Here is a 20,874-nt window from a genome sequence, read left to right on the forward strand (position 1 = left end):
GCGCCCAACACGATGATTTTTCAAAGGATTTTCCCGCGCCTTGGCGGCGGGAACGGGCTCGATTATCCACCGGAACCGCGTGCGCTGGCAAGTTGGCGCACGCTTCGCGTCCCGGCGTGATGCTGTCTGACATCACTAGCGCGCGTGGCCGTCAGCGAGCCTTGGCGCGCGACGGCTTGGCGCTCGCCGCCACGCGCGCCGCGCTTTTGTTGCCGAAGACGCCCGTCGTTTCCATGTCTTCGAGCCAGGAGAGGGCATCGGCGTGACGCAGGAAGTGACGCAGGTAGTCGGGCGACACGTCGTGCATGAGCGAGAGCGCGCGATGCACGAGATGGCTGGAATTGAGCGGTCCCGCGTTTTCGGGCACCTGCGCGAGCGACTGGCGCAGATTGCCGTCGGTGCTCAGCTTCGACCACGTTTCGCGGAAGTATTCGAGGACGTCGAGGTCTTCGAACGCGTCGTCCGTCGCGATGACTGTCGGCGTGATGGCGACGGGACTCGGCGCGGGTTTGGCGACGGTGCGCTTCGCGGATGCAGTGGACGTTGTGGGTGAGGGCGTGAGCGTGTCGGGGCGGCTCGCCGTGGGCGACGTTGTCGTCGGCTGAGCGCTGCGTGTCGGCTTCGATGTAGCAGGTGATGTCGGCCGCTCACCCGCACCAATCCGTCGCGTGATGTCTGCGGTCAGCGTGACGAGCGGCGACGCCACACGTGATGCTGCGGGATCGTCGGCGGAGGTCTTTGCATCGGCGAGCGACTTCGCGAAGCCATCTACCAGCACCTTCACGCGCGCTTCAAGCACGCGCCGCACGTCGCCCCGATAGGTGAGCATGCGTGTGCAAAGCGCTTCGATGCGATGAAAGCGCGCCGGGTCGCGCTTGTCGGCACCGGCTTCACGCCATGCCGCGAGTTGCGCGGTGGTCGGATCGATGGCAACGACCGGATCGGCCTGTGGCACAGCCTGCGTGCCGTCTGTGGCGTCTTCGTTCTCCAGCGGAGGCATCTGCACACTCATCGCCGCACCGTCACGCTTTTGGTTTGTCAGCATTGCCGGCATTACCGGCACTGCTACGCGGCATCGGCGCGATTTCCACGCGGCGGTTCTTCGCGCGTCCGGCTTCATCCGAGTTGGACGTCACCGGCTGTTCCGCCCCGAAGGCGGCCGAGAACACGGAGGACGGCGGCACCCCGGCGGCGATCAGTTCGCGTGTGACGGTCAGCGCCCGCTGTGCCGACAACTCCCAGTTATCGGCAAAGCGACGGTTCGTCTCGCGCACTTGCTGGTCGTCGGTGAAGCCGCTGACCATGAGAATCTCGTCGCTCACGCGCAGATAGGCGGCCAGCGGCGCGGCCAGACTGCGCAGCACTTCGCGGCCCTGCGGCTGCAACTGGTCCGAGTTCAGCGCGAAGAGCACGCTGCCGCTGATACCGATGCGACCGTTCACGAGCGTCACACGGCCACCTGCGAGCGGACCGGCGAGCGCTTTCTCAAGCGTTTCGCGGCGCTGCGTCTCGACCTGACGCTCCTTCACTTCGCGCTCCAGCTTCGCGGACAGTTCGATCTGCACACCGATCACGCCGAGCATGATGAGCACGAACGCGCCGAGCATCACCGACATCAGATCGCCGAAGACGGCCCACGTCGGCGCGGCGGCGCCTACGTCGCCCGCGTCCGCGATATCCGCGTCGAATTCGTCTCTCATGCTGCCACGCTACCCGGTTGCATACCTGCTTGCGCGGTTTGCGCGGCTTGCGAGCGCGCCTGTGCGAGTTCCTGAAGGTTCTCGAGGATCTGCTTTTGCGACATCACGCTCAGCTCGACCACCTCGCGTGCCTGTGCGACGTAGTACCCGAGTTGTTCGTCGCTGCGCGCCATCGACTTGTCGAGCGCGGCTTCGATGCGTTGCAGATGCTCCAGCAGTTGCGTGTTCGATTCGCCGAACGACTGCACGGCGGCACCGAAGGCGTCGCCAAGGCTGGCGATTTCCACCACGCTGCCGGTGACCTGCGCGGACGCTTCCGTGAGCTTCTCTGTCTGCGCGGCGATGGCGTCGCCGAGGTTCGCACTTGCGCGTTCCAGCAGTTGCGCGGAGGTCGTGACGAGTTCGTCGACGGCGGCACGTTGTTCGTTGCCCGCGTGCTTGACGGTGTCGAGCAGCGTGCCCAGCGTGTCGAGCAGTCGCGAGCGTTCTTCGAGCATGGCGTTATCGCGGACCATGCTGTCCGAGAGCTTCTGACGCAGTTCGCCGATGATTTCGGCGGCCGCCTTCGGGGCTTCCGACGCGGTCTGCACCAGACGCGAGATCTCGGCGATGGTGTCGCTGGCATTGGCGCGCGTCTGTTCGGACATCTCCAGCGCGGTGCGGGCGAGCGTGTCGCAGATCGCCTGTTGCTGGCAGGCGGTTTGTGCGCCGACCTGCTGCCATTCCGAGCGCAGCGTGGACAGCGTGCCTTCGAGCGTTTCCGTCCAGACGGACAGGCGCTGCGTTTCGCGCTCGGCGGTGGCGTCGTGATGCGCAGTGTTGGCGGCGCTGAGCGCTTGCAGCAGCGAGGCGCTGTGTTCGGTGAAGGCGCTGGTCGTCGCCGCCACGAGTTCTTGATTGCCGTCGGCCAGACGCTCGCTCGTGCGCGTGTGTTCGGCGATGGCGTCGCGCCAGGTCTGGGCGACGTTGGAGGACGTCGAGTCCAGTTGCGTCGAGACGTTTTGCAGCAACTGCGACGCCCGCGATTCGAACGTTTCGGCGAAGTGCGCGAGGGCGGCGGCGAGATCGGTCGCGAGCGCGTCGTTCGCCGATTGCTGCGCGACGAGGACCTGCTTCCATTCGCCCGACACGACCGCAGCCGTCTCCGAGACACTATGCATTGCGCCTTCCGTGCGCTGGCTCACGCCATCGATCAGATGCGCGGCACGTTGCTCGAAGGTGTCCGTGAAGCGAGCGAGGGCGGCGGCGAGTTCGGTGTTCAGGGCGTCGTTGGCCTGCTTTTGCAGCCCGATCGATTGCTCCCACGCCGATGCCACGCGCTCGTGTGCGCCGCTGACGTTGCCGCTCGCGGCGTCGAGCTTGGTGGCGACATCCGCCAGCAAGGCGCTTGAGCGGGCTTCGAACGTCTGCGCGAAGCGTTCCAGCGCTGCGCCGAGCGACTGCGTGAGCGTGTCGTGCGACTGCTGCTGTTGGCCGAGCGCTTGCTCCCACGCTTGGGCGACGGTGGTCTGCGCTGTGGCGATGCTACCCGTGGCGCTGTCGAGACGCGTGATGACGTCGCCGAGCAGGCTCGCGGAGCGCGTCTCGAACGACTCGGTGAATTGCGCGAGCGTGGCACTGAGTTCTCTGGCGAGCGTGTCGTTGGTCTGCTGCTGCGTGGTGAGCGACGTTTGCCATGTCTGCGCGATGCCCGCGTGTGCCGCGTTGACCTGTCCCGTTGTGGCGTCGAGGCGTGCGGCGACATCGTCGACCAGCTTGGCCGAGCGCGTCTCGAAGGTCTGTGCGAATTGCGTGAGCGCCGCGCCGACGTTTTCAGCGAGCGCATCGTTGGTGCGTTGCTGTGTGGCGAGCGAGGTCTCCCATGTCTGGGCGACGTTCGCATGGGCGGCGTCGACGCGTCCTGTCGTGGCCTCCAGGCGAGCCGCGACATCGTCGACCAGCTTGGCCGAGCGCGTCTCGAAGGTCTGCGAGAAGTGCGCGAGTGCGGCGCCGAGGTTTTCAGCGAGCGCGTCGTTGGTGCGTTGCTGCGTGGCGAGCGACGATTCCCACGTCTGCGCAACGCCGGTTTGTGCGCTGCTGACCTGTGCCGTCACGGTTTCGAGGCGTGCGGCGACATCGTCGACCAGTCGTACCGAGCGTGTCTCGAACGTCTGAGTGAAGTCGCCGAGTGCCGAGCGCAGATCGGTCGCGAGCGATTCATTGGTGCGCAACTGAGCGTCGAGCGAATCCTTCCAGACGCTGGCGACGCGCGCGGTCGTGGCTTCGAAGCGATCGGACAGGCCGTCCATACGGTCTTGCACGGCGCTCGACACGGTCTGATGCCACGTGGCGGTTTCGCGTGCGAGGCTCGCCATCGTCGCTTCGACTTCCGGACGAATCGCTGCACCGGCGGCGCTTGCCGTGGTGGCGACGCTGTCCTTCAGATACTGCTGCATCGCGCTGGTGAGTTGTGCGTAAGACGCATCCGTCTTGGCGTGCAGGGCGTCCTGATTGGCGACGAGGCGTTCGCCGAGCGCCTGACTCTGGCGCTCCATCGCGGCCATCATGTCTTGCAGACGGTCGACGAGTGCGGGCATGACCGTCGCTTGCTGCTGAAGCAGTTGCAGCGTGGTTTCGCGTTGATGTTGCTGCGAGAAGCCGCGCAGTGTCGTGACGATGCGTGCGTCGAGCGATTGCACGACCTGTGCGCGCTCTTTACGTGCGAGGGCGGCGAGCAGGCCGAGCATGGCCGACGTGGCGACGCCTGCGACCGACGTGCCGAACGCGAAGCCGAGTCCCTTGACCGGCGAGGCGAGCGAGGCGCGAATCGCTTGCAGATCGGTCGCGCCTTCGAGCGCGATGCCGGTGCCACGCAGCGTGGCCGCCATGCCGAGGAAGGTGCCGAGCATACCGAGCAGCACGAGCAGGCCGACGAGATAGGGCGTGAGTGCCGGGCCGGGCAGGCCGACGCGTTCGCCTTCCACGCGCAGACGCACGGCGGTGCGCAGGCCGGCCGGCAACGTCTCAAGCCACGAGGGCAGGGACGCGGGGGCTGCGTTTAAACCGGAGACGGCGTTGGCGAGGGCGTTCGTCGACTGATGAAAGCGTTTGAGTTCGAGCGCGCCGAAGAGGTAGACCGCTGCAATCAGCAGGGCGACGGCGAGCGCGAGGGTATTGGTGCCGGCATAGCCGATGGCGATCCAGCCGACGACGGCAAGACCTGCGACAAAGGCAATGAGATCAACGAGGTAGCGTGGCAAACGGGTCATGTTGTCCGGGTTCACTAACGTTTTCGCCGGGAGTCACCGAGGCGAGGGCGGCAATCAGCCCTTCGATCGGTTCCAGGCGGATATCCAGTTCTGCGAGCAAAACGCTCTGCATATCCCGGTGGAATGTGTCTAGCCAGGTGCCGGCGGGCGCGAGCGGCGGTGCGCCGGGCACGCGCGGGGCCGCCATGGCGGCCTGCTCGGTGTCGCGCAGACGCACGAAGTGCCCTTCGAGCAGATTCGGCACGCTCGCGAGCAGTGTGCGCTCACGTGCGTCCATCACGCGCTCCATCACGGCGTCGACGCTGGCGAGGCGCGCGGCGTCCGGCGACATCGTGGCCAGTTGCGCGCGGAGGCGGGTGCGCAGGGCGCTGATCGCCGTGTCCATCGTCTGCTGCGACGTCGCGTAGCGCTGGCGATACGCCGGAAACTCCGCGAACGAGGCTGCCCGTTGACGCTCGGCAGCGCTCAGTGCGCGGATCTGCCCGCCGGGCGCGGCCGCCAGTCCGCAATCGCGGGCGATGGCGGCGGCGAGGTCGACGCGCACACGTGCCAGTTCAGCCGCCGGGCTCTGCGCGGCCGAACGCGCGCCGGGCGTTGCCGCCGGCGGGTTGGCTTTGAGAGCCGACGACAAAGCGATGGCGTCGGTCCAGCCCAGCCACTGGCTCAGACGGTCCGAGAGCGACGGCGCGGCCTCCGGGGGCGCGAACGAGCTCAGGCGGGCCAGCGAGCGTATGAGTGTTGGGGCGCTGATAACGGGACGCCGGGACACTTGCACCATTCCACTGGGGGGTCGAAAACCCAGCAGTTTACACTGCGCGCGCCTCGCGTCCCCCGCTGGCTGCCCGGTCGGGGGATTGACGGGCGAGCAAAGCGCCTGAATGCCCTCTGAAACCCCGCCGAAAGCCCCGCCAGACGCCGACTGTGATTTATCTCAGTTTTCAGGTGCCGACCCGAGGTTTATCTTTCACTCAACCCGCGACAAACGCGAAACAAACGAAACGAAACCGGAGGTGTGAAATGGCTGCAATCGGACCGATCTGCGACGTACTGGTGACCGTAGGCACGTGGGCTAGCCGGGCTGCCCCGGTGGCGAAGTTCTTCAACGACGTGCTGGCGCTGTTCTGAAACTTCCTGCGACTGACGCAAGACAACCTAACAAAACTGGAGGTGTGAAATGGCTGCAATCGGACCGATCTGCGACGCACTGGTGACCGTAGGCACGTGGGCTAGCCGGGCTGCCCCGGTGGCGAAGTTCTTCAACGACGTGCTGGCGCTGTTCTGAAATTTCCTGCGACTGACGCAAGACAACCAAACAAAACTGGAGGTGTGAAATGGCTGCAATCGGACCGATCTGCGACGCACTGGTGACCGTAGGCACGTGGGCCAGCCGGGCTGCCCCGGTGGCGAAGTTCTTCAACGACGTGCTGGCGCTGTTCTGAGAATTCCCGCGACTAACGCAAAACAACGAAACAAAACTGGAGGTGTGACATGCCCGCAATCGGACTCATCTGCGACGGACTGGTCATGATCGGAAGCTGGGCACGTGCTGCGGCACCTGTCGCCAAGTTTCTCGCCGACACGGTCAATATCTTCATGTAAGGCGCGCTCGGCGCAACGCAAGCCATCAAGAGCAGGAGGTGTGAGATGTCTGCACTCGTTTGGGGCAGCGATTCCGAGCCTCTCCGCAACTTCTTCTCGGACTTCGCTGCCACCGTCTTCTGATTCAGTTCAGGTCGTCGAGCAGGCAGTTTCGGGGGCTTGTGCGAGACCCGACCGAAGGTAAGGCAACAAACTGGCAAGACCGACGGCGGCCATCGCGGCACCGATCCACAACGGCGCGCGCATGCTGTAGCCCGCATCGATCGCGGCACCACCGGCCCACGTCCCGAAGGCGAGGCCCGCAGTAATCACCGACGTATGCATCGTATTGACGAGCGGCCCCGGCGCTGCGGCGCGCATGACTCGCGCGACCATTGCCGGATTGAGCGAAACGCCCGTCAGGCCGATGGCGGCAAACGCAGCGATGCCGACCGGCGTCAGTTCGGCCCAAAGCGCAAAGCTGATCAGGGCGAGTGCGAGCACTGACAAACCGGCGACCAACACGGTGAGCGTGTGACGGTCGGCGAAGCGTCCGACGACGGCGTTGCCGATGATGTTCGCAATGCCGTACATCGCGAGCAGATTCGGAATCGAGGTGGCTGACACACCGGCCACATTCAAAAAGATCGGCGAGAAATAGCTGAACGCGGCGAACGTCGCGCCGATGATCAACCCGCTGGTCGCAAACGCGGCCCACAGCGGACGATTCAGCAACGAACGGAATTCGGCAGACAGGCTGACGACTTCAGCGTTGGCCCCATCTTGCTTATGGTCGGCCGGTGCCCACAGCGCAATCGCGACGGTGCACAGTGCAGCGAGTACCGCGACGAGCCAGAAGCTGGCACGCCAGCCGTAGTGTTGTTCGATGAAGGCGGTGAGCGGCACACCGACCACGGGCGAGAACATCAGGCCGCCGAGCACGAAGGAGGCGGCGCGTCCGCGCACCGACGGCGCGACCAGATCGGCGCAGAGCGTGAGGGCGACACCGAACGTTGCCGAGCTGGCCACGCCCATGATGATTCGCGCGACGGCCATCATTTCATAGCGGGTCGACATGGCGGCGAGTATGCCGCCGGCGACGTTGATCGAGAGCAGCCAGATGAGGGCGCGCTTATGCGGCGTGCGCAGCGCGAGCAACACGGCGGTGAGTACCGGACCGCCGATGGTCATGCCGAGGGCATACAGCGAGATCAGATTACCGATCTTGCCGATGCCGACGTTCATCGCGTCGGCCAGTGCGGGCATCATCCCGGCGACCATGAACTCGGCCGTGGTCATGGCGAAGACGGTGAGTCCTAACAAGTAGACGACGGGTGGCATTGCGGATTTTTGCGTCATATTCTTTAACGTGCATTCCATATTCGCGGGAGGAATAACGACCCGCGAGGGGGTGAGTCGATTGTCGGGTGTTGTGGGTGACGTACTGCGCGAGAAAGTGTTGGGTGTGCGGACTGAATGCGGTCGTCCGTCAGAGCTGAGCCAATATGCCTTCCATGATGCCTTCGAGGAATGCGCGGTCGCAGACGGTGCGTCCCAGTGCGCGCAAACCGTAGTAGCTCGACAGGAACGTCCGGGCAATGACGACGGGGGAACGTTCAGCGGAGAGTTCGCCGTTGTGTTGCCCGACGGCGATCAGATGCACGAGGACCTGTTCGAAGCGGACGAAGTAAGCCTGGCTGATCTGGCGGACGCGTTCGTCCTTGGCACCGCGCTCGAAGGCTGCGAACAGGGACATGCAGCCGCGTTGTTTCTCGGGATCGAGATCGTCGTCGATGCCCCATTGCATGAGCGTGCGCAGGCGATCCTTGACGGGGCCGGTGCCGTTGATAATGTCGACTTGCTTCTGAAGACCGAGCGTCTGATAGCGCTCAAGGGCTTCGTGATAGAGATTGAGCTTGCTGCCGAAGGCGTTGTAGAGGCTGCCGCGTCCGAGGCCGGTGCATTCGACGAGCGCTTGCGCGGAGGTGCCTTCATAGCCGTTCGTCCAGAAGACGTCCATGGCGGCGTCGATGACGGCGGCGTCATCGAATTCTCTGGGTCTTCCGCTCATGATGGACCTCGTCATTCTGGAGGGATGGAAATAGCCGGTGCCACGAGGTACCAGTCTGATGGCGTGACTATAGGCGATTTTTTACCATTCGTTCAAATAACCGGATGTCGGTTGTGGATTTGGGCGGATGGTGGGGAGACAGTGACGGCGAGCGACGTCAGAAAACAAAAAAGCCGTCACAAGGACGGCTTTCTCAAAAATTCTCTGGAGCGGGCGATGGGAATCGAACCCACGGCTCTAGCTTGGGAAGCTAGGGTATTACCATTATACGACGCCCGCGAAGAGTGGCATTTTACGCGGGGTTTGGGGATTTTGGCAATCGTGGGATCTGGTAGCTGGCGTGAAAAGTGTATCCACTCGGGATGAGGTTGGTGGCGTCGCTGCGGGCGTGACGCGTCACCGGCTGTAGGAGGCTCAGGTATTCTTGCGGTTCCAATGAAAAGACAAGGAGCTGCTGTCTGTGACGAACGAACCCCACATCGACACCGGTAACCTGCTCACAATATTAGGAGTTATTGCGGCGGTTTGGGCAATCATTCCTGCCAATAGCCGACTCCGATTTAGATTGAGCGTGACATGGCCAGACTGGGGCGTCGTCATCGCGGCGTTCCTGTCGGTGCATTATCTGGTTTTCGAGAAAGCGCTGCGTGAGGTCGGGCTCTATCATAGCTTCGGGCCGTGGAGATGGGGCCTAGACTCCGGGAGCGCCGTCTACCTCATTCTGCTTGCAGTAGGTATCTACCTTCTGGTTCGTGCACGCTCACCCAAATTGGCTAAACAAAACGTCGAAATATTCAGCAAGCTGGTCGACAGCCTTCTGCTGACCAAGCGATACGACGAGCTCGTTTCTCTCGTCGAGCCACAACTGCCGAAGTTACTCAGGCTAAGTCAGCGCCGCCCACCGTTGGCGAGGATGGCGTCACGAATGAGGCCCAAACCCATCATCGACATCGAAGCAATTCTGCGCGGAGCACCTCGTCGCCGCGAGTCGGCCGTCAAACGTTACATCCGGTCGGCGCTAGGTGCATTCGAAGAGAAAATCATGGCACGTAATCGTGCTGGTCGGTACGCGAAGGAAATCATCAAGAGCATTTCCACTTCCCCTGCGCTCGTGGCTCACCTTGCGGTGGTACATCCTTATTTTTGCCTGAGGCTGCTAGGGCGCCCCGAGGCCGTACGTGAAGAATTCATCGATCTATTCGTGAGCGCGCTACTGTCTGATCGAAACAGCCGAATATTCGTTGAGTTAAAAAACAACCAGAATTTGAATGGTGCTCATCGTCTCTCCTTACCAGAATCGAATCGCATCCTGTGCTTTTTCTTCAAGGACGTATCTGTCGCGGCCCAACATGGGTTGTATCGGGCGATCGGCGAGGCTGTGTGTATGAGGCTGGACGAAGACGATCGAATGGCTGCGTTGTACAACCGCTCATTGGGATACTACGCCGACGTGGGGAAATATCACTGTCCGGTGCATGCCGGAATCAAGCTCTTTGAGATCATGATTCACGAGGGTATTCATCAGGGGCAGCAAGATCACCTGTGGCTCTTCTACTTCACCCACTTTACGGAGAAGATTCTCGATCAGATGCGTCATCGCACACAGGAAGATGAGTATCACGAATGGCCTACACCTTTCTATTACCTGTTGTACGAGATCATTTCTATTACTTCAAATTGGATCGAGGATTGCACGAACGTCAAGGTTGAAGATATTCCTTCGGCGAAGCGTGAGGAGGACGGGTTCGATGTATTTTATATATCGAAGCAGGCAACTATTGCTCTCGGAACGATCATGCAGGACATCGTTCAATCACCGAAGTTGACGGATCAGTTCAAGACGTATGCGCTGGAGATCGCGCTGCGACGTTTTCTGCGTATTGCGAATAAGCCACGAGCGGCCGAGGTTGCGAACGACTTCACCACGGCCCTTATCGTTGGGGCTCATTTGTCGACTAAGATCGAGTATCGCCGCGCCCTCAAAGGAGTGTTTGACAAACTCGATCATGTGCTTAGACATCAGTTGCCGACGTTCGAGAAGGCCCTTACCGATTCTCTCCAGTGATACACATCGACGCGACGTGCTCAGCTACGCGCAGTGGATAACCAGATGCGTTGTTGGTACAGGTTGACTAGTTCAACAATATCGATCCCAAGAGCGTCCGCGATATCAACGAGTTCGGGTAGGTCGAGACGGTACTCGCCGGACTCGTACTCGATGACGAACGACTCGGGCCTATTGAGGTGCGACGCGAGTTCTGCGGTCGTGAGATGCTTGGCGTGACGGGAGTGAATGAGGATTTCGCCAAGGATAGCAAGTTGGTGCGTGTGATGGATGGTCATTGGGTACGATCTCCGTGATGGTGATCGTACCGTCCGGCATCTCGGTTACAGACGCAACGAGACGTCGGTTGCAACCGGCCTTGAACGGACATTCGTCCTATCCGAAATTTGTGACGCGGAGGGAATAGGAGATGTCATGATGGCAAACAATCGGGGTACCGAAGATGTTGGGAACTTGCGCTTTGTGCCAGAAAAATGCCGATCTTCAGGATAGCCATTTGATCCCAAAATGGGCATACAGAAGGGCTTGCGGCGTTCAACTGGAGCGCGCGCCAGCCCCGGTATATGTTGCAAACGGGAGTGCAGTTCTCTCCAACGCGCAGACAAAACGGCACCTCTTGTGCGAAGACTGCGAACAGCGTTTCTCAAAAAGTGAAGACTATCTGGCATCGCTAACTTTGCCGGACGGCGAGCAGTTCAAATTGTTCAGTGAAATCACGCGATGTGACACACCGGGCAACGTGTTAGCCCGTCTCGATCGGTCTGAGCATGCCGCTCACATCGCATACTTCGCAGCCAGCGTAATGTGGCGCGGCTGTGTGATGACTGGCGATTGCAAGCTGGGATTATATGAGTCGGCCTTCCGCCAATACTTGCTTGGGAAGGCGTCGTTCCCCACTGAGGGAGTGCTTTCCATTGCATTAATTGAGCATTCGCCGGACGTTGATGCACGAGGATGGGTTTCGGAACCGACCTCGGTCAAAGTAGGCATGATTTGGGTCCACGGTTTTTTGCTCGCAGGCCTTGCTTTTCGATGCTGGCTTGGGAAGGCAGTCCCCTCCAAATGGCAGCAGATATCACTGACCGGGCCCAATATGCCGAAATACGTTTCAATCCTTAAGCCCAAGGAGTGTGCGGATTTCCTTGCGGCCGCTGAACTCGCTGGAACTGCTAAGCCTCGTGGGAAGTTGGCGAAGTCTTCGCTCGCGGGGCCGTGTTGAAATTGCCCCACTGCACTGAACGGAGGCGTTTAGACATCTCTAGCGACCAGTTCTGGTCGAGCCATAAGTCGGTCACGTTGACGGATAGCCTGCCGTATCGCAAGTGGCCGTTCAGATTGTCCGGTGCTGAAGGTTGAGATGTTCGATCATGGCGATTCCAAGTGCAGCAGCGCTATCAATGACGTCGCGAAGATCAAGCTGGTATTTTCGTGACGCAGGGCCAGGAACAAGCGACTCAGGCTTGGCAAGGTCGCCGGTAAGCCGCGGTTCCGAGTGGAGGCAAGTGGTTCGGCGAAGACGTGGTTATGCGGAAAAATTATGAGGTGTGACCCTGATGCGGAGAGTCGCGCCATCCGCGCTTCTAGGGGGAATGCGAGTGCTAGATTTGCGCGGCACCGGAAACGTCGCTCACAATTGATTTCACTCGAAGCGCGCTTCGAAGCAATCAAGGACGCGAGTCAAGCGCTCGACAGCCACATCGGGAAGTGATCCTGCCGCGACGGGGGTACAGCCACACGCTTCTGCCAAATACCATCCGATCTGCTTTTTTGAAGGCTTGCCGGGTAGTTCCTGGCGACGCTGGATCTCTTCGAGCGTCTCTTTGCCAAGGAGTTTCTCCATGGCGTTGCCTGCGAATGATTTATCGATGTCACCAAGCGTCGTAACGACAGTGTCATCAAAAAACCAATCGTCCTTGTATTTGCTGGCAGCCTTCCTTCCCTCGGCATCGTCGTCAAGCAAGATCGAAAACTTTTGGCCTTGTCCAAGCATTTGGCTGATGATGGGGCCGGAAGCGCCCGAACCGACGCCCGGGATAATGTTGAAGCGATAATCTTTCTTCGAAAGCTTTGCTGCTAATCTTAGCGCGTAATAATCAGATACACCCTCAACAATGAGGTATGGGGCGGATCCTACGATCTCTGGCGGAACGTATTCGAGTTTCTCTATTACCGGCTGGAAATAGCTAGATCGCGTTGGAAATTCGGAGACGAATTGACGGTAAGGGGTTGCCGTTATTTTTGTGGGTTTTGTGTCAAGACCAAAACTGTCCTCTTCGTCGTAGTCGAGGGCCGAATTTTCCACGATGTACGCAGCACCAAGCCACCGGGGATTTATCATGTGGTGGCTGTGAGTGGAATATATTATCTTGTTTCCATTTGAGGCAATTTTTGCAAAACTTGTCAATAACTCGGCTTGAGCCTTTGCATGAAGATTAGCTGCAGGTTCGTCAAAAATGAATATGGTTTTTCGTTGTTTCGTTTTCTTAAATCCAGTGAAAAGAAGAAACGAAAAAAACCATCTAAATCCGAGTGACCTCTCGTTGATTGCGAAGCGTGATTCCCCATCGGAAACATAGAACGCCGCGTATGGTAGGTCACCCTTCTCCGTGTCAATATTCCACTCTACGCTAATTGTTTTTGCGGAAATTGCTCGTTGGAAGACGCGCTGCCAACTTCCTAATACTTCTCTCGTGATGGCGGCGGAAATTTTCTGAAAAACGGAGTCTATTGGCCCTTTGTCAGGGCTTCCGATGAAAATTGACCACCAGACAGGAGTATCCTCGTTTTTCTTGAACTCCTCAATTCTTGCGCAGACGTGCTTGCTAAGCTCCAATCCTTCGCCGAGACTATCCAATACATCCTGAAATACAAAACGATAGTGTCGATTTATGGGTGTTTCATCGTCATGTTCGCGTAAGTAGATGCGCGCTGGCATATCGACGAGAAACGTTGGAAAGTAAGAGACTTGTTGAAGTTTTTGGTGAATTTTGTTTACACATTTCAACCAAATGTCAACTGCGCCAGATTCTTTTGTGGGTCTAGTGTAGGGTGAGAAAGTTTTTGATCGCGCAGTCTTGGTTTGAATGCTAATGCTCCAATTATTCCAAGTTTCTTTGAGTGCGCTATCTTCAAAGATGTATTTTTTTGTTGCTGTAATCGTTTTTTTTAAAGGTGCCGCATTGATTGTAAGTTTTTGACTCTTCGCTATTTCCTCTAAATCGGAAATATCTGTGCTGTCAAGAAGGATTTCGGCGGAGATTTTTATTTCGCCAGTAAATGCAGCCTTCTTGTGCATCGGGATTAGGCCGAGAGCAGGGACTTTTGCGTTTGGCCCTTCAAACAAACTGGCAACAGAGCGGTCGCCACTGATGAAGTGGGATAGTGCCTCCAGAATGGTGGTCTTTCCACTTTCATTAAGGCCAATCAGTGTTAGGACAGGGCTGGTGGTTTTTACCTCAAGGTCAATCTCGACTTTCTCTATACCCTTGAAATTTTCTATTGTGAATTTTTGGATGGTAGGCATGTATTCCCCGTGGAATTAAGCTTCTCGCCTTTAACATATGATGCATAGTACTACGCTTTAATGTACGTCTAGTATCAGAGGCGCGAGCGGCTCGCAGTGCGTGTCGTTACGCTCCCTCAGTCGAGGTTCGGTAGCGCTTGATAAAAAGCAGCACATCTATCTCCAACGCTGCTGCAATCTCGATGAATTCGCAAAAATCGAGGCGTCTTTCCCCCCGTTCGTACTTCGACACGAACGACTGAGTCTTCCCAAGTCTCTCCGCAACTTCCACCTGCTGTAGCCCTTTCTCCTTGCGGGCATCCAACAACATCTGACGGAACACTTGGTACTTCGGATCATGAATAGGATTCGGCATCCGGTCATTCTTGAACCGGATATAGACTATGCCATAACCTGTTGTGGATTATCCCAAGGTGGACTATGATCGCCTGCGAAGACCGGACGGTCGATCCGGTGCAACTGGCGCGACTTGGCGTCATCCGGGGGATATATGTCTGATGTCTTGCTGGTCATCATCTGCGCGGGATTCGCGTTCTTCGCAAAATCACAAGGGCGCAATTACTGGTGGGGCATCGTCCCCGCGCTCATCAAGGCAGCATTCCAGACTTACGCCCAGCTTGGCGGCGGTCCGTCTGACACCAAGGCATGGCTGTACTCAGCCGTCATCACGTACATCATCTATTGGGTCGTCGGCAAAGCGGTGAAAGGGGCGAATGCTGGCAAGGAGTCTGCCGAATGACGGCCCCGATTCTCCCTCTTCGGGGGCTAACGCGTGCCGTGTTGCCGAAGCTCCTGTCTGTTGGGGCCGCAATTGCCTTGTCCGGCTGTGGCAATGACCCGTCCGAGAGCGCCGTCCAGAACGCATATTTCCGATGGAATCTGAATCTTCAGTCCAAATTCCATCGCGTGTCTGATAGTGAGCGAGACGACCTGCGAGAGCAGTCAAAGCAGTTTTACGTGAATGAGTGCAAAAAGATCAGCGACACCTACTACATCTGCGACATCAAGGGCGAACGGCTCCTGTGGCAGTTGCAGAGGTTTGATGGGGACTGGCAAATCAGCGGGTTTCAGCATCGATAGGGCGCGCGGTATCCGCACGTAGCGATCCATCGACAATTCCTCGACCTTGAGTGCAGCATGACTGATCCATCGAAGAATGAGCTGACAGAAATGGTGGAGCGGCTGATTAATGCAGCCTTTGCAGCCGTCTATGTATTCATTTTCATTGCGGCACCGATCTACGGAACGCTGAAGCTGAAGAAAGCGCTACGGCACCTGCGAACTGCCACCGACAAGAGTGAGCGAAAGTACTGGCGAGACGAACTGCGCATGGCGTGTTGCATCGTCTACATCTCCGTTGTGATCTACGTCCATATCTTCCAAGACCTTTTCTTGCTTCCGTTGAGCTTCGAGAACAAGGCAAGAGTCATGCATTGGGTGGACGCCGTGCTCGGATTGCCGGGGGCGTTGATGTATGCCGTGGTGCTGCACCGGCGAGCATTGGACTACGACGTACAGGACTTTCTCGTTGCCGCGTTGCTCGTGTCCGGTGCAGCGCTCCTCTACTACATCGCAAAATCGTCACTGAAGGTGAACGGCGGCGTTAATGAAGACGGTGTGTGGGTTCCGAGCCGCGCTGAATCTCAACGCAGGTGGGCGAAATTCGAGGAGGAAGAAGCCGAGTCGAGAGCCATCACAAAGCGGATGATTGCGCACGAAATGGATGACCCTCGAAGTGATCGAGAGCGATGGAACACTCTCTCGAAAGCACAGCAGCAACGTGAACAGGAGCAGTGGGAGGCAGAGCGAGACGAGCTGTATCGATTGAGTGATGCGTGCCCACGGTCGTCGTACTTCGACAAAAAGTCCTGACGCATGTTGTCTGTGGCGGTGAATCCCGGGATGGTGCTTGCATGGAAACACCGTGCGACATCATGGACTACACTTCGCTGACTGCCGAACAACTTCGATCCCTCATCGCCGAAATTATCGAGACCCGTGGCGACTCACTGTCTCGGACCAAATTCACCGACGAGTTCCTGTCGCTGTTGGAGGATGTGCCGGGACGAGAAGGTGACGAATGCTCGGCGGCATTGGTCGACGTCGCTTGGGTGGCGTACACCGACGTTGCACCTCATAACGACATAGATGCCGATAATCATTGAGCATATTGATGCGATAGCCCGAGCAAAGGGGCGCGACGCGTTGTTCGTGGAGTTCCGCCGGATCGATGGCAACGGCAAGGGGCAGGAAATTATTGCGGCTCACGAGTGGAGCAGTTGGCACCCACGCGAAAAAGTGATCGACTGGTTGGATGCAAAAGGAATAGGCTGGAGCCCGTGCGGTCACATCGCGTCGACCAACATGCAGATGTCGTATCGAGGCCAAATCTACATCGATATCCGATATGAGCCGAGCGACGCTCTCTATGCCGAACTAGAGGGGTTTCTTGAGGGGCCAAACGGCCCCGTGATCAACGCCGGAGTTCGTTTCTACTGTCTGCCCTACGAGGCTGCACTGGCGAATGCAGCCCACGATTCACCGGGATTCTGGGAAAAGTGGGCCGAGGAATTCTAGGGTTGCTCACATATCTTCGAGCCACCGATTTCCCGATTTATACGCCTTCTATAACAGATGGATTGTGGACTATTTCGTCACGCGGCGTTCAGCAGGTTATCGATCACTCGCACCGCTTTCTTGCTGGCGTCATTCGGGCTCAGGTGAGCATATCGTTGCGTCATTTTCGGGTCACTGTGCCCGAGCAACACTGACACCTCATACAAGCTGACACCGGCACGCACGAGCTTGCTCGCGAACGTGTGGCGCAGGGTGTGCAGGGTGACACGCCCGCCGCGTTCCTTCACGATGCTCGCTTCGTTTAGCCCAGCGTGTTCAATCGCTTTCTTGATCGACTTTGTGCTGTAGCCCCGCTCGTTGCCCGTGCGATCTTCGAACACGTATCGCTGACCGGGGCGGCGATTCTCCCAACGCTGGCGCAGCACGGCTTCCAGCCGAGAGGTCATGTGCAGCACATCCTCGTTCCGCACTTTGCTCCGATACAGGCTGATCGTTGCGGCGGTCAGGTCGATGGCAGACCACGGGATATTGGCGACCTCCGAATAGCGACACCCCGTATCAAGCAGGAAGACCACGAGGTCGTAGTTGTCCTGCAAATTCCGCATCATTTCGGGTGTCCGCTCTTCTAACGGCTTTAAACCCGTTTTCTCGCGTTTCGGATCGAGTTCGAGCAATAACGCCGACTCTTCGTTGGAATCCAAATATCGAAGCCTATACGGTGTCTTGAGCGCTGGAAAAACGATATCGCGATTGATCTTGTAGCCGAGCTTGCCCATCTCGTTGATGGTCGCTCGAAGCAGACCTATCTCATGTTTGATCGTGGCGGGTTTGTCGCCTTCAGCTTTGCGTTTCGCGACAAGGATCTCGAAGTCACGCGTTTGCAACTCATGGAGCGACATACTCGGCAAAAAGCCGTAGCAGGGCAGCTTCGCTTTGGTCTTCGAATGCAGTTTGTACCCAAGCGCCTTGCGAACGCCGGACCACATGCCGCTATAGTAGGCTGTGTCCTTTCGCGCTTCCACGTACATCTCCAGCGCCTCTTTGATAGTGATGGTCTGCGCTTCGCCCAGGTACTGCTCACTATGGGCTCGATTGCGAATCTCGCGCTCGACCTGTGCAGCCTTGGTCTTGTTCGGCGTGCCGGTGGAGCCGAAGTACTTCTTGCCCTGAATCTGGAACTGGTAATACCAGTTCTTCGTGTTGTTGCGACGAACAAGCGTCATGGTGATGTCCTTGAAAAAAAGAATCAATGGACATCACCATCCTTGCTGACTACGCGTATGACAACAGCTTTCGCCCTTGCCAGTTGGCGTACGGATTACTGCATAGGCTCGCCGTTAGGAAAGCCCGATATCTCGTCGGGATCGTAGCAGTTGTAGCAGAACCCATATTCGTACATCGCGCTCATTGAATCGGGGATTCCACATTGACGGCATGTAACGTGCCAGTCAGGTATCGCCCAGTAGGTTTTCACACACTTGGGACAATAGAAACCTGTTGAGTAATTGCGTTCGACGAGCATGCGACAGAGGACAACTTCGTTCAGATGCATGGGGCAAACAACCTCGGCACTCTGGAAATCGTACAGCTCCATGCGATTGCCATCGGCGTCAGAGAAAAGAGTGTCCCCGGTAAAATACCCAACATCCGGCCTATGTTCGGGTGTTTTCAGTTCGATCGAGACGCCGGAGAGAATCTCGTTCCATGCCTTGCTCGCGGTCGTACCTGACTTGCTGTTACTCATTTTGCAGTGCCTTAAAAAGGACGGCGTCACAAGGCCACGCTGTCGCTGGTGGACGCCGTCCATTGTTCGGAAGTGGAGGGGGGCGCAGGATTAGTGCGTCAGCGTTGTTGTCAGTTCTGCCTCGACCGGAAGCGCATGCTTCATTTTGTTTTCAATGTGGCGGTAGCCGACGAAAGCCCCGGTGTGCTCGTTGAAGTCCAAGTCGACCAGCAAGCGCAGGCCCTTATAAACGCGATCCGGCTTGGCCAGCGGAATGTATCCCTTGTCTTTCAGCGCCGTACCAAACCTTTTGCCCGAATACGAAAAATTGAACTGCTGACTGCTCCACCACTTGAAGAATTTGAACGTCTCCGTAAAGCGAATTTCACCTTCAGGGTCATCGCACGTGAACTCGTTGAGCCAGCTTCCCACAATGTCCATCTCGCCGCGATAGTCCGTTACCTCGTTCGAAATGACCTCAGGGTCCTGAAGCCTATGGCCATTGGCTTGCCACTGCCGACAACCTTCCAGCGCCCAGTTCAAAATTCCCGGCAGCTCCTCGCAAAGCTTGCGTTCGAGATCAGGATCACGCTGTTCGACGGGAACTGTCACAGTGAACGGAATCAACCTGAGACGGCGCCAGATTCCGTGATCAGCCCCTTTAACGGTCGGCTTGTGGTTGCCAGCAAGCCAGAGTTTGAACCGGGGTTTGAATTCAAAGAAATTCTGGTAAAGAAAGCGAGCGGTGATCATTTCCCCCCCGGTGTACCACTTCACGGTTTTCTCGCTAAAGTGCCGTCCTTCTTCGACCTCGCTCATAGCAACGAACCGCTTGCCGACGAGGCGCGCGACTTCGCTACTGGCAGCATTTTGTGAAAAGCCGTGTGATCCGGATTTTTCAAGCAGCATGTCACCGTTGGCTTGCGACCCGAGGTCACCAAACAGTGCGCGGAGAACGTTGAGGAAAGTTGACTTGCCGTTAGCCCCGCTGCCATACAGGAAGAACAGGCAGTGCTCGGTGATCTGAGCAGTCAGCGAGTAGCCGATCGCGCGGCGCAGGTACTCCACCAGTTTCGTATCGCCAGCCATGATCTGCAGAAGGAACTTTTCCCATGTAGGGCAAGTTGCATGCTCGTCGTACTCGACCCCCGCCGTATAAGTAATGTGAAGCTCGGGACGTATCGGCATAAACTCGCCAGTGCGAAGGTCGACGATTCCATTTTTTGTCGGGAACAACCACTCGCCCTGATCGAGTTGTTCAGTCGAAACCGCAATGTTCGGCTCCGATTTGAACAATTCGATAGCGTCCTTCATCGCCTTACTGCTCTGCGAGCGATAGGCGTGTTTGGACATTGCGCTTTGTGCGTTCCCTCCGAGGGCTTCGGCTTCCTCGTAAATAAGATCGATTAATGCACGGGCGAGCTGCTGAACCCAGAGCGTGTCAACGCGTTTCCACAGCCCTGAAGGTTGTTTCTCCAGCCATTGACCGGAGTCACTATGAAAGCGAAGCTCGTCTCCGAACAACTGACTAAGACGGCGTGCATTTCCAAGATCGGTCAGATCCTTCATCACCGTGCCGCTTTTCTTATGTGACTTGATGACGCTTGCGGCTACTTTTGCCACTTCGGACTCAGCTAAAGGCGGGCGGCAGAATGCGATATTGAAGTCGATGAGTTCGTCTTGCAGACGGCCATAGTCCAGCCCGCGATTGAGCAATGCGAATGCGTGCAACATCACATTGTGATTGCGGCTACCGGTGGCATACGTTTCGCCGCGAGCTATCGTTTCGCGCTTCTTGGACGGCGCACGAATCAGATCGATTAACCAGACCGGTGCGTCTGCGATGGGGACGAGCTTGTCTTCCCACGCGTAGAGCCCGTTTTCCAAACGCGAGGGAGGGGCGACGCAATACCCTCCCTCTGCACGAATATCAATGCCGGGACGAAGATCGACCTTATTCGCTACTGTCACCCCCTCGGGGTAGTAGAAGAGCATGTGAGATCCGCCTGAGGGAGTCCTTGCGATCCGCGTTTTGGGAAGACTTCCATGCTCGCTCTCAATTTGCACGAGCGATTGCATACCATCCTTGCCGTTCTTGACGTCAATATCGACCACGAGCAGACGGCCGGAGATTGCCCCCGTCGCGTATGCAATGTTGGAATCCCGGAATTTCTCTGCCCAGACAGAATGGGTTGCGAGATCGAGGCTTGCATCCTTGAAGCCATGATCCGTCAACGGAATCTTGGAATTCGAGCGGATAGGAATCGACGCGAGGCCTTCCGCAGCAAGTTCCGTGAATTTTTGGAGGTGATTTTTCATGATAAATAAAATAAGGATTCCTAAATTATTGATGGGCTGTGCTGCCTAAAATTAGACGGCACAGCTTGCG

18 protein-coding genes and 1 tRNA gene are annotated in these 20,874 nt (G+C 57.8%); 5 read left to right on the forward strand and 14 right to left on the reverse strand.

Annotated elements, in window-relative coordinates; translation table 11 throughout:
* Positions 1-151 precede the first annotated feature (151 nt).
* From PAQ31011_RS11800 to PAQ31011_RS11830, 7 genes are all read right to left on the reverse strand, one after another.
* The gene (locus tag PAQ31011_RS11800; protein ID WP_246179516.1) at positions 152-1,045 is read right to left on the reverse strand and encodes a DUF2894 domain-containing protein; all 894 of its coding nucleotides are present in this window, start codon (positions 1,043-1,045) and stop codon (positions 152-154) included.
* Positions 1,023-1,700, reverse strand: a complete 678-nt coding sequence (locus tag PAQ31011_RS11805; RefSeq protein ID WP_150576024.1) for an OmpA family protein — start codon at positions 1,698-1,700, stop codon at positions 1,023-1,025. The genes PAQ31011_RS11800 and PAQ31011_RS11805 overlap by 23 nt, the downstream gene beginning before the upstream one ends.
* Complete coding sequence (locus PAQ31011_RS11810; RefSeq protein ID WP_150576428.1) at positions 1,697-4,939, reverse strand: DUF802 domain-containing protein; 3,243 nt, start codon at positions 4,937-4,939, stop codon at positions 1,697-1,699. The genes PAQ31011_RS11805 and PAQ31011_RS11810 overlap by 4 nt, the downstream gene beginning before the upstream one ends.
* Positions 4,920-5,726, reverse strand: coding sequence for a DUF3348 domain-containing protein (locus PAQ31011_RS11815; protein WP_150576025.1), 807 nt, complete (start codon positions 5,724-5,726; stop codon positions 4,920-4,922). The genes PAQ31011_RS11810 and PAQ31011_RS11815 overlap by 20 nt, the downstream gene beginning before the upstream one ends.
* A 950-nt stretch (positions 5,727-6,676) precedes the next feature.
* On the reverse strand, positions 6,677-7,885 hold the full coding sequence (locus PAQ31011_RS11820; RefSeq protein ID WP_246179518.1) for an MFS transporter: 1,209 nt from the start codon (positions 7,883-7,885) through the stop codon (positions 6,677-6,679).
* 130 nt (positions 7,886-8,015) lie between these two features.
* Entirely contained in the window at positions 8,016-8,597 is a 582-nt protein-coding gene (locus PAQ31011_RS11825; RefSeq protein WP_150576026.1) for a TetR/AcrR family transcriptional regulator, read from the reverse strand.
* 205 nt (positions 8,598-8,802) lie between these two features.
* Positions 8,803-8,876 (reverse strand) — tRNA-Gly (locus PAQ31011_RS11830).
* Between the two features lie 181 nt (positions 8,877-9,057).
* Here PAQ31011_RS11830 and PAQ31011_RS11835 point away from each other — a divergent pair.
* The gene (locus PAQ31011_RS11835) at positions 9,058-10,662 is read left to right on the forward strand and encodes a hypothetical protein (RefSeq protein WP_150576027.1); all 1,605 of its coding nucleotides are present in this window, start codon (positions 9,058-9,060) and stop codon (positions 10,660-10,662) included.
* 20 nt (positions 10,663-10,682) lie between these two features.
* Here PAQ31011_RS11835 and PAQ31011_RS11840 read toward each other — a convergent pair whose 3' ends face one another.
* From PAQ31011_RS11840 to PAQ31011_RS11850, 3 genes are all read right to left on the reverse strand, one after another.
* A complete protein-coding gene (locus PAQ31011_RS11840) occupies positions 10,683-10,940 on the reverse strand; it encodes a helix-turn-helix domain-containing protein (RefSeq protein ID WP_150576028.1) in 258 nt (85 codons plus the stop codon).
* 1,361 nt (positions 10,941-12,301) lie between these two features.
* A complete protein-coding gene (locus PAQ31011_RS11845) occupies positions 12,302-14,185 on the reverse strand; it encodes an ATP-dependent nuclease (protein WP_150576029.1) in 1,884 nt (627 codons plus the stop codon).
* Positions 14,186-14,291: 106 nt separating this feature from the next.
* Positions 14,292-14,540 carry a helix-turn-helix domain-containing protein gene (locus PAQ31011_RS11850; RefSeq protein WP_150576030.1) on the reverse strand — a complete coding sequence of 83 codons (249 nt, stop codon included), beginning with the start codon at positions 14,538-14,540 and terminating at the stop codon, positions 14,292-14,294.
* A gap of 135 nt (positions 14,541-14,675) precedes the next feature.
* Here PAQ31011_RS11850 and PAQ31011_RS11855 point away from each other — a divergent pair, with 135 nt between their 5' ends.
* Positions 14,676-14,924 (forward strand): hypothetical protein, encoded by a 249-nt coding sequence (locus PAQ31011_RS11855; RefSeq protein WP_150576031.1) that lies wholly within the window; start codon positions 14,676-14,678, stop codon positions 14,922-14,924.
* A gap of 203 nt (positions 14,925-15,127) precedes the next feature.
* Here PAQ31011_RS11855 and PAQ31011_RS26375 read toward each other — a convergent pair whose 3' ends face one another.
* Entirely contained in the window at positions 15,128-15,295 is a 168-nt protein-coding gene (locus PAQ31011_RS26375) for a hypothetical protein (RefSeq protein ID WP_174990092.1), read from the reverse strand.
* Positions 15,296-15,322: 27 nt separating this feature from the next.
* On the opposite strand from PAQ31011_RS26375, the gene PAQ31011_RS11860 reads away from it, so the two are divergent.
* The 3 genes from PAQ31011_RS11860 to PAQ31011_RS11870 all read left to right on the forward strand — a co-directional run bounded on the left by PAQ31011_RS11860 (position 15,323) and on the right by PAQ31011_RS11870 (position 16,762).
* Positions 15,323-16,057: a hypothetical protein gene (locus PAQ31011_RS11860; RefSeq protein WP_150576032.1), complete on the forward strand. Its 735-nt coding sequence runs from the start codon at positions 15,323-15,325 to the stop codon at positions 16,055-16,057.
* Between the two features lie 62 nt (positions 16,058-16,119).
* Entirely contained in the window at positions 16,120-16,350 is a 231-nt protein-coding gene (locus PAQ31011_RS11865; RefSeq protein ID WP_150576033.1) for a hypothetical protein, read from the forward strand.
* Positions 16,334-16,762, forward strand: a complete 429-nt coding sequence (locus PAQ31011_RS11870) for a hypothetical protein (protein ID WP_150576034.1) — start codon at positions 16,334-16,336, stop codon at positions 16,760-16,762. Before PAQ31011_RS11865 ends, PAQ31011_RS11870 begins: the two co-directional genes overlap by 17 nt.
* 77 nt (positions 16,763-16,839) lie before the next feature.
* Here the strand turns inward: PAQ31011_RS11870 and PAQ31011_RS11875 are convergent, their stop codons facing one another.
* The 3 genes from PAQ31011_RS11875 to PAQ31011_RS11885 form a co-directional block, all read right to left on the reverse strand.
* Entirely contained in the window at positions 16,840-17,985 is a 1,146-nt protein-coding gene (locus PAQ31011_RS11875; protein WP_150576035.1) for a tyrosine-type recombinase/integrase, read from the reverse strand.
* Positions 17,986-18,080: 95 nt separating this feature from the next.
* Entirely contained in the window at positions 18,081-18,506 is a 426-nt protein-coding gene (locus tag PAQ31011_RS11880) for a hypothetical protein (RefSeq protein WP_150576036.1), read from the reverse strand.
* A 90-nt stretch (positions 18,507-18,596) separates the two neighbouring features.
* On the reverse strand, positions 18,597-20,804 hold the full coding sequence (locus PAQ31011_RS11885; protein WP_246179519.1) for a phage/plasmid primase, P4 family: 2,208 nt from the start codon (positions 20,802-20,804) through the stop codon (positions 18,597-18,599).
* Between the last annotated feature and the right edge of the window lie 70 nt (positions 20,805-20,874).

This window comes from Pandoraea aquatica, from assembly GCF_902459565.1.
In the GTDB taxonomy this organism is placed as follows: Bacteria; Pseudomonadota; Gammaproteobacteria; order Burkholderiales; family Burkholderiaceae; genus Pandoraea; species Pandoraea aquatica.

Coding starts and splice junctions, on each gene's coding strand:
- PAQ31011_RS11800 (WP_246179516.1), bottom strand. CDS start 1,045: ATGCTGACAAACCAAAAGCGTGACGGTGCGGCGATGAGTGTGCAGATG.
- PAQ31011_RS11805 (WP_150576024.1), bottom strand. CDS start 1,700: ATGAGAGACGAATTCGACGCGGATATCGCGGACGCGGGCGACGTAGGC.
- PAQ31011_RS11815 (WP_150576025.1), bottom strand. CDS start 5,726: ATGGTGCAAGTGTCCCGGCGTCCCGTTATCAGCGCCCCAACACTCATA.
- PAQ31011_RS11820 (WP_246179518.1), bottom strand. CDS start 7,885: ATGACGCAAAAATCCGCAATGCCACCCGTCGTCTACTTGTTAGGACTC.
- PAQ31011_RS11825 (WP_150576026.1), bottom strand. CDS start 8,597: ATGAGCGGAAGACCCAGAGAATTCGATGACGCCGCCGTCATCGACGCC.
- PAQ31011_RS11840 (WP_150576028.1), bottom strand. CDS start 10,940: ATGACCATCCATCACACGCACCAACTTGCTATCCTTGGCGAAATCCTC.
- PAQ31011_RS11845 (WP_150576029.1), bottom strand. CDS start 14,185: ATGCCTACCATCCAAAAATTCACAATAGAAAATTTCAAGGGTATAGAG.
- PAQ31011_RS11850 (WP_150576030.1), bottom strand. CDS start 14,540: ATGCCGAATCCTATTCATGATCCGAAGTACCAAGTGTTCCGTCAGATG.
- PAQ31011_RS11855 (WP_150576031.1), top strand. CDS start 14,676: ATGTCTGATGTCTTGCTGGTCATCATCTGCGCGGGATTCGCGTTCTTC.
- PAQ31011_RS26375 (WP_174990092.1), bottom strand. CDS start 15,295: ATGGATCGCTACGTGCGGATACCGCGCGCCCTATCGATGCTGAAACCC.
- PAQ31011_RS11860 (WP_150576032.1), top strand. CDS start 15,323: ATGACTGATCCATCGAAGAATGAGCTGACAGAAATGGTGGAGCGGCTG.
- PAQ31011_RS11865 (WP_150576033.1), top strand. CDS start 16,120: ATGGACTACACTTCGCTGACTGCCGAACAACTTCGATCCCTCATCGCC.
- PAQ31011_RS11870 (WP_150576034.1), top strand. CDS start 16,334: ATGCCGATAATCATTGAGCATATTGATGCGATAGCCCGAGCAAAGGGG.
- PAQ31011_RS11875 (WP_150576035.1), bottom strand. CDS start 17,985: ATGACGCTTGTTCGTCGCAACAACACGAAGAACTGGTATTACCAGTTC.
- PAQ31011_RS11880 (WP_150576036.1), bottom strand. CDS start 18,506: ATGAGTAACAGCAAGTCAGGTACGACCGCGAGCAAGGCATGGAACGAG.
- PAQ31011_RS11885 (WP_246179519.1), bottom strand. CDS start 20,804: ATGAAAAATCACCTCCAAAAATTCACGGAACTTGCTGCGGAAGGCCTC.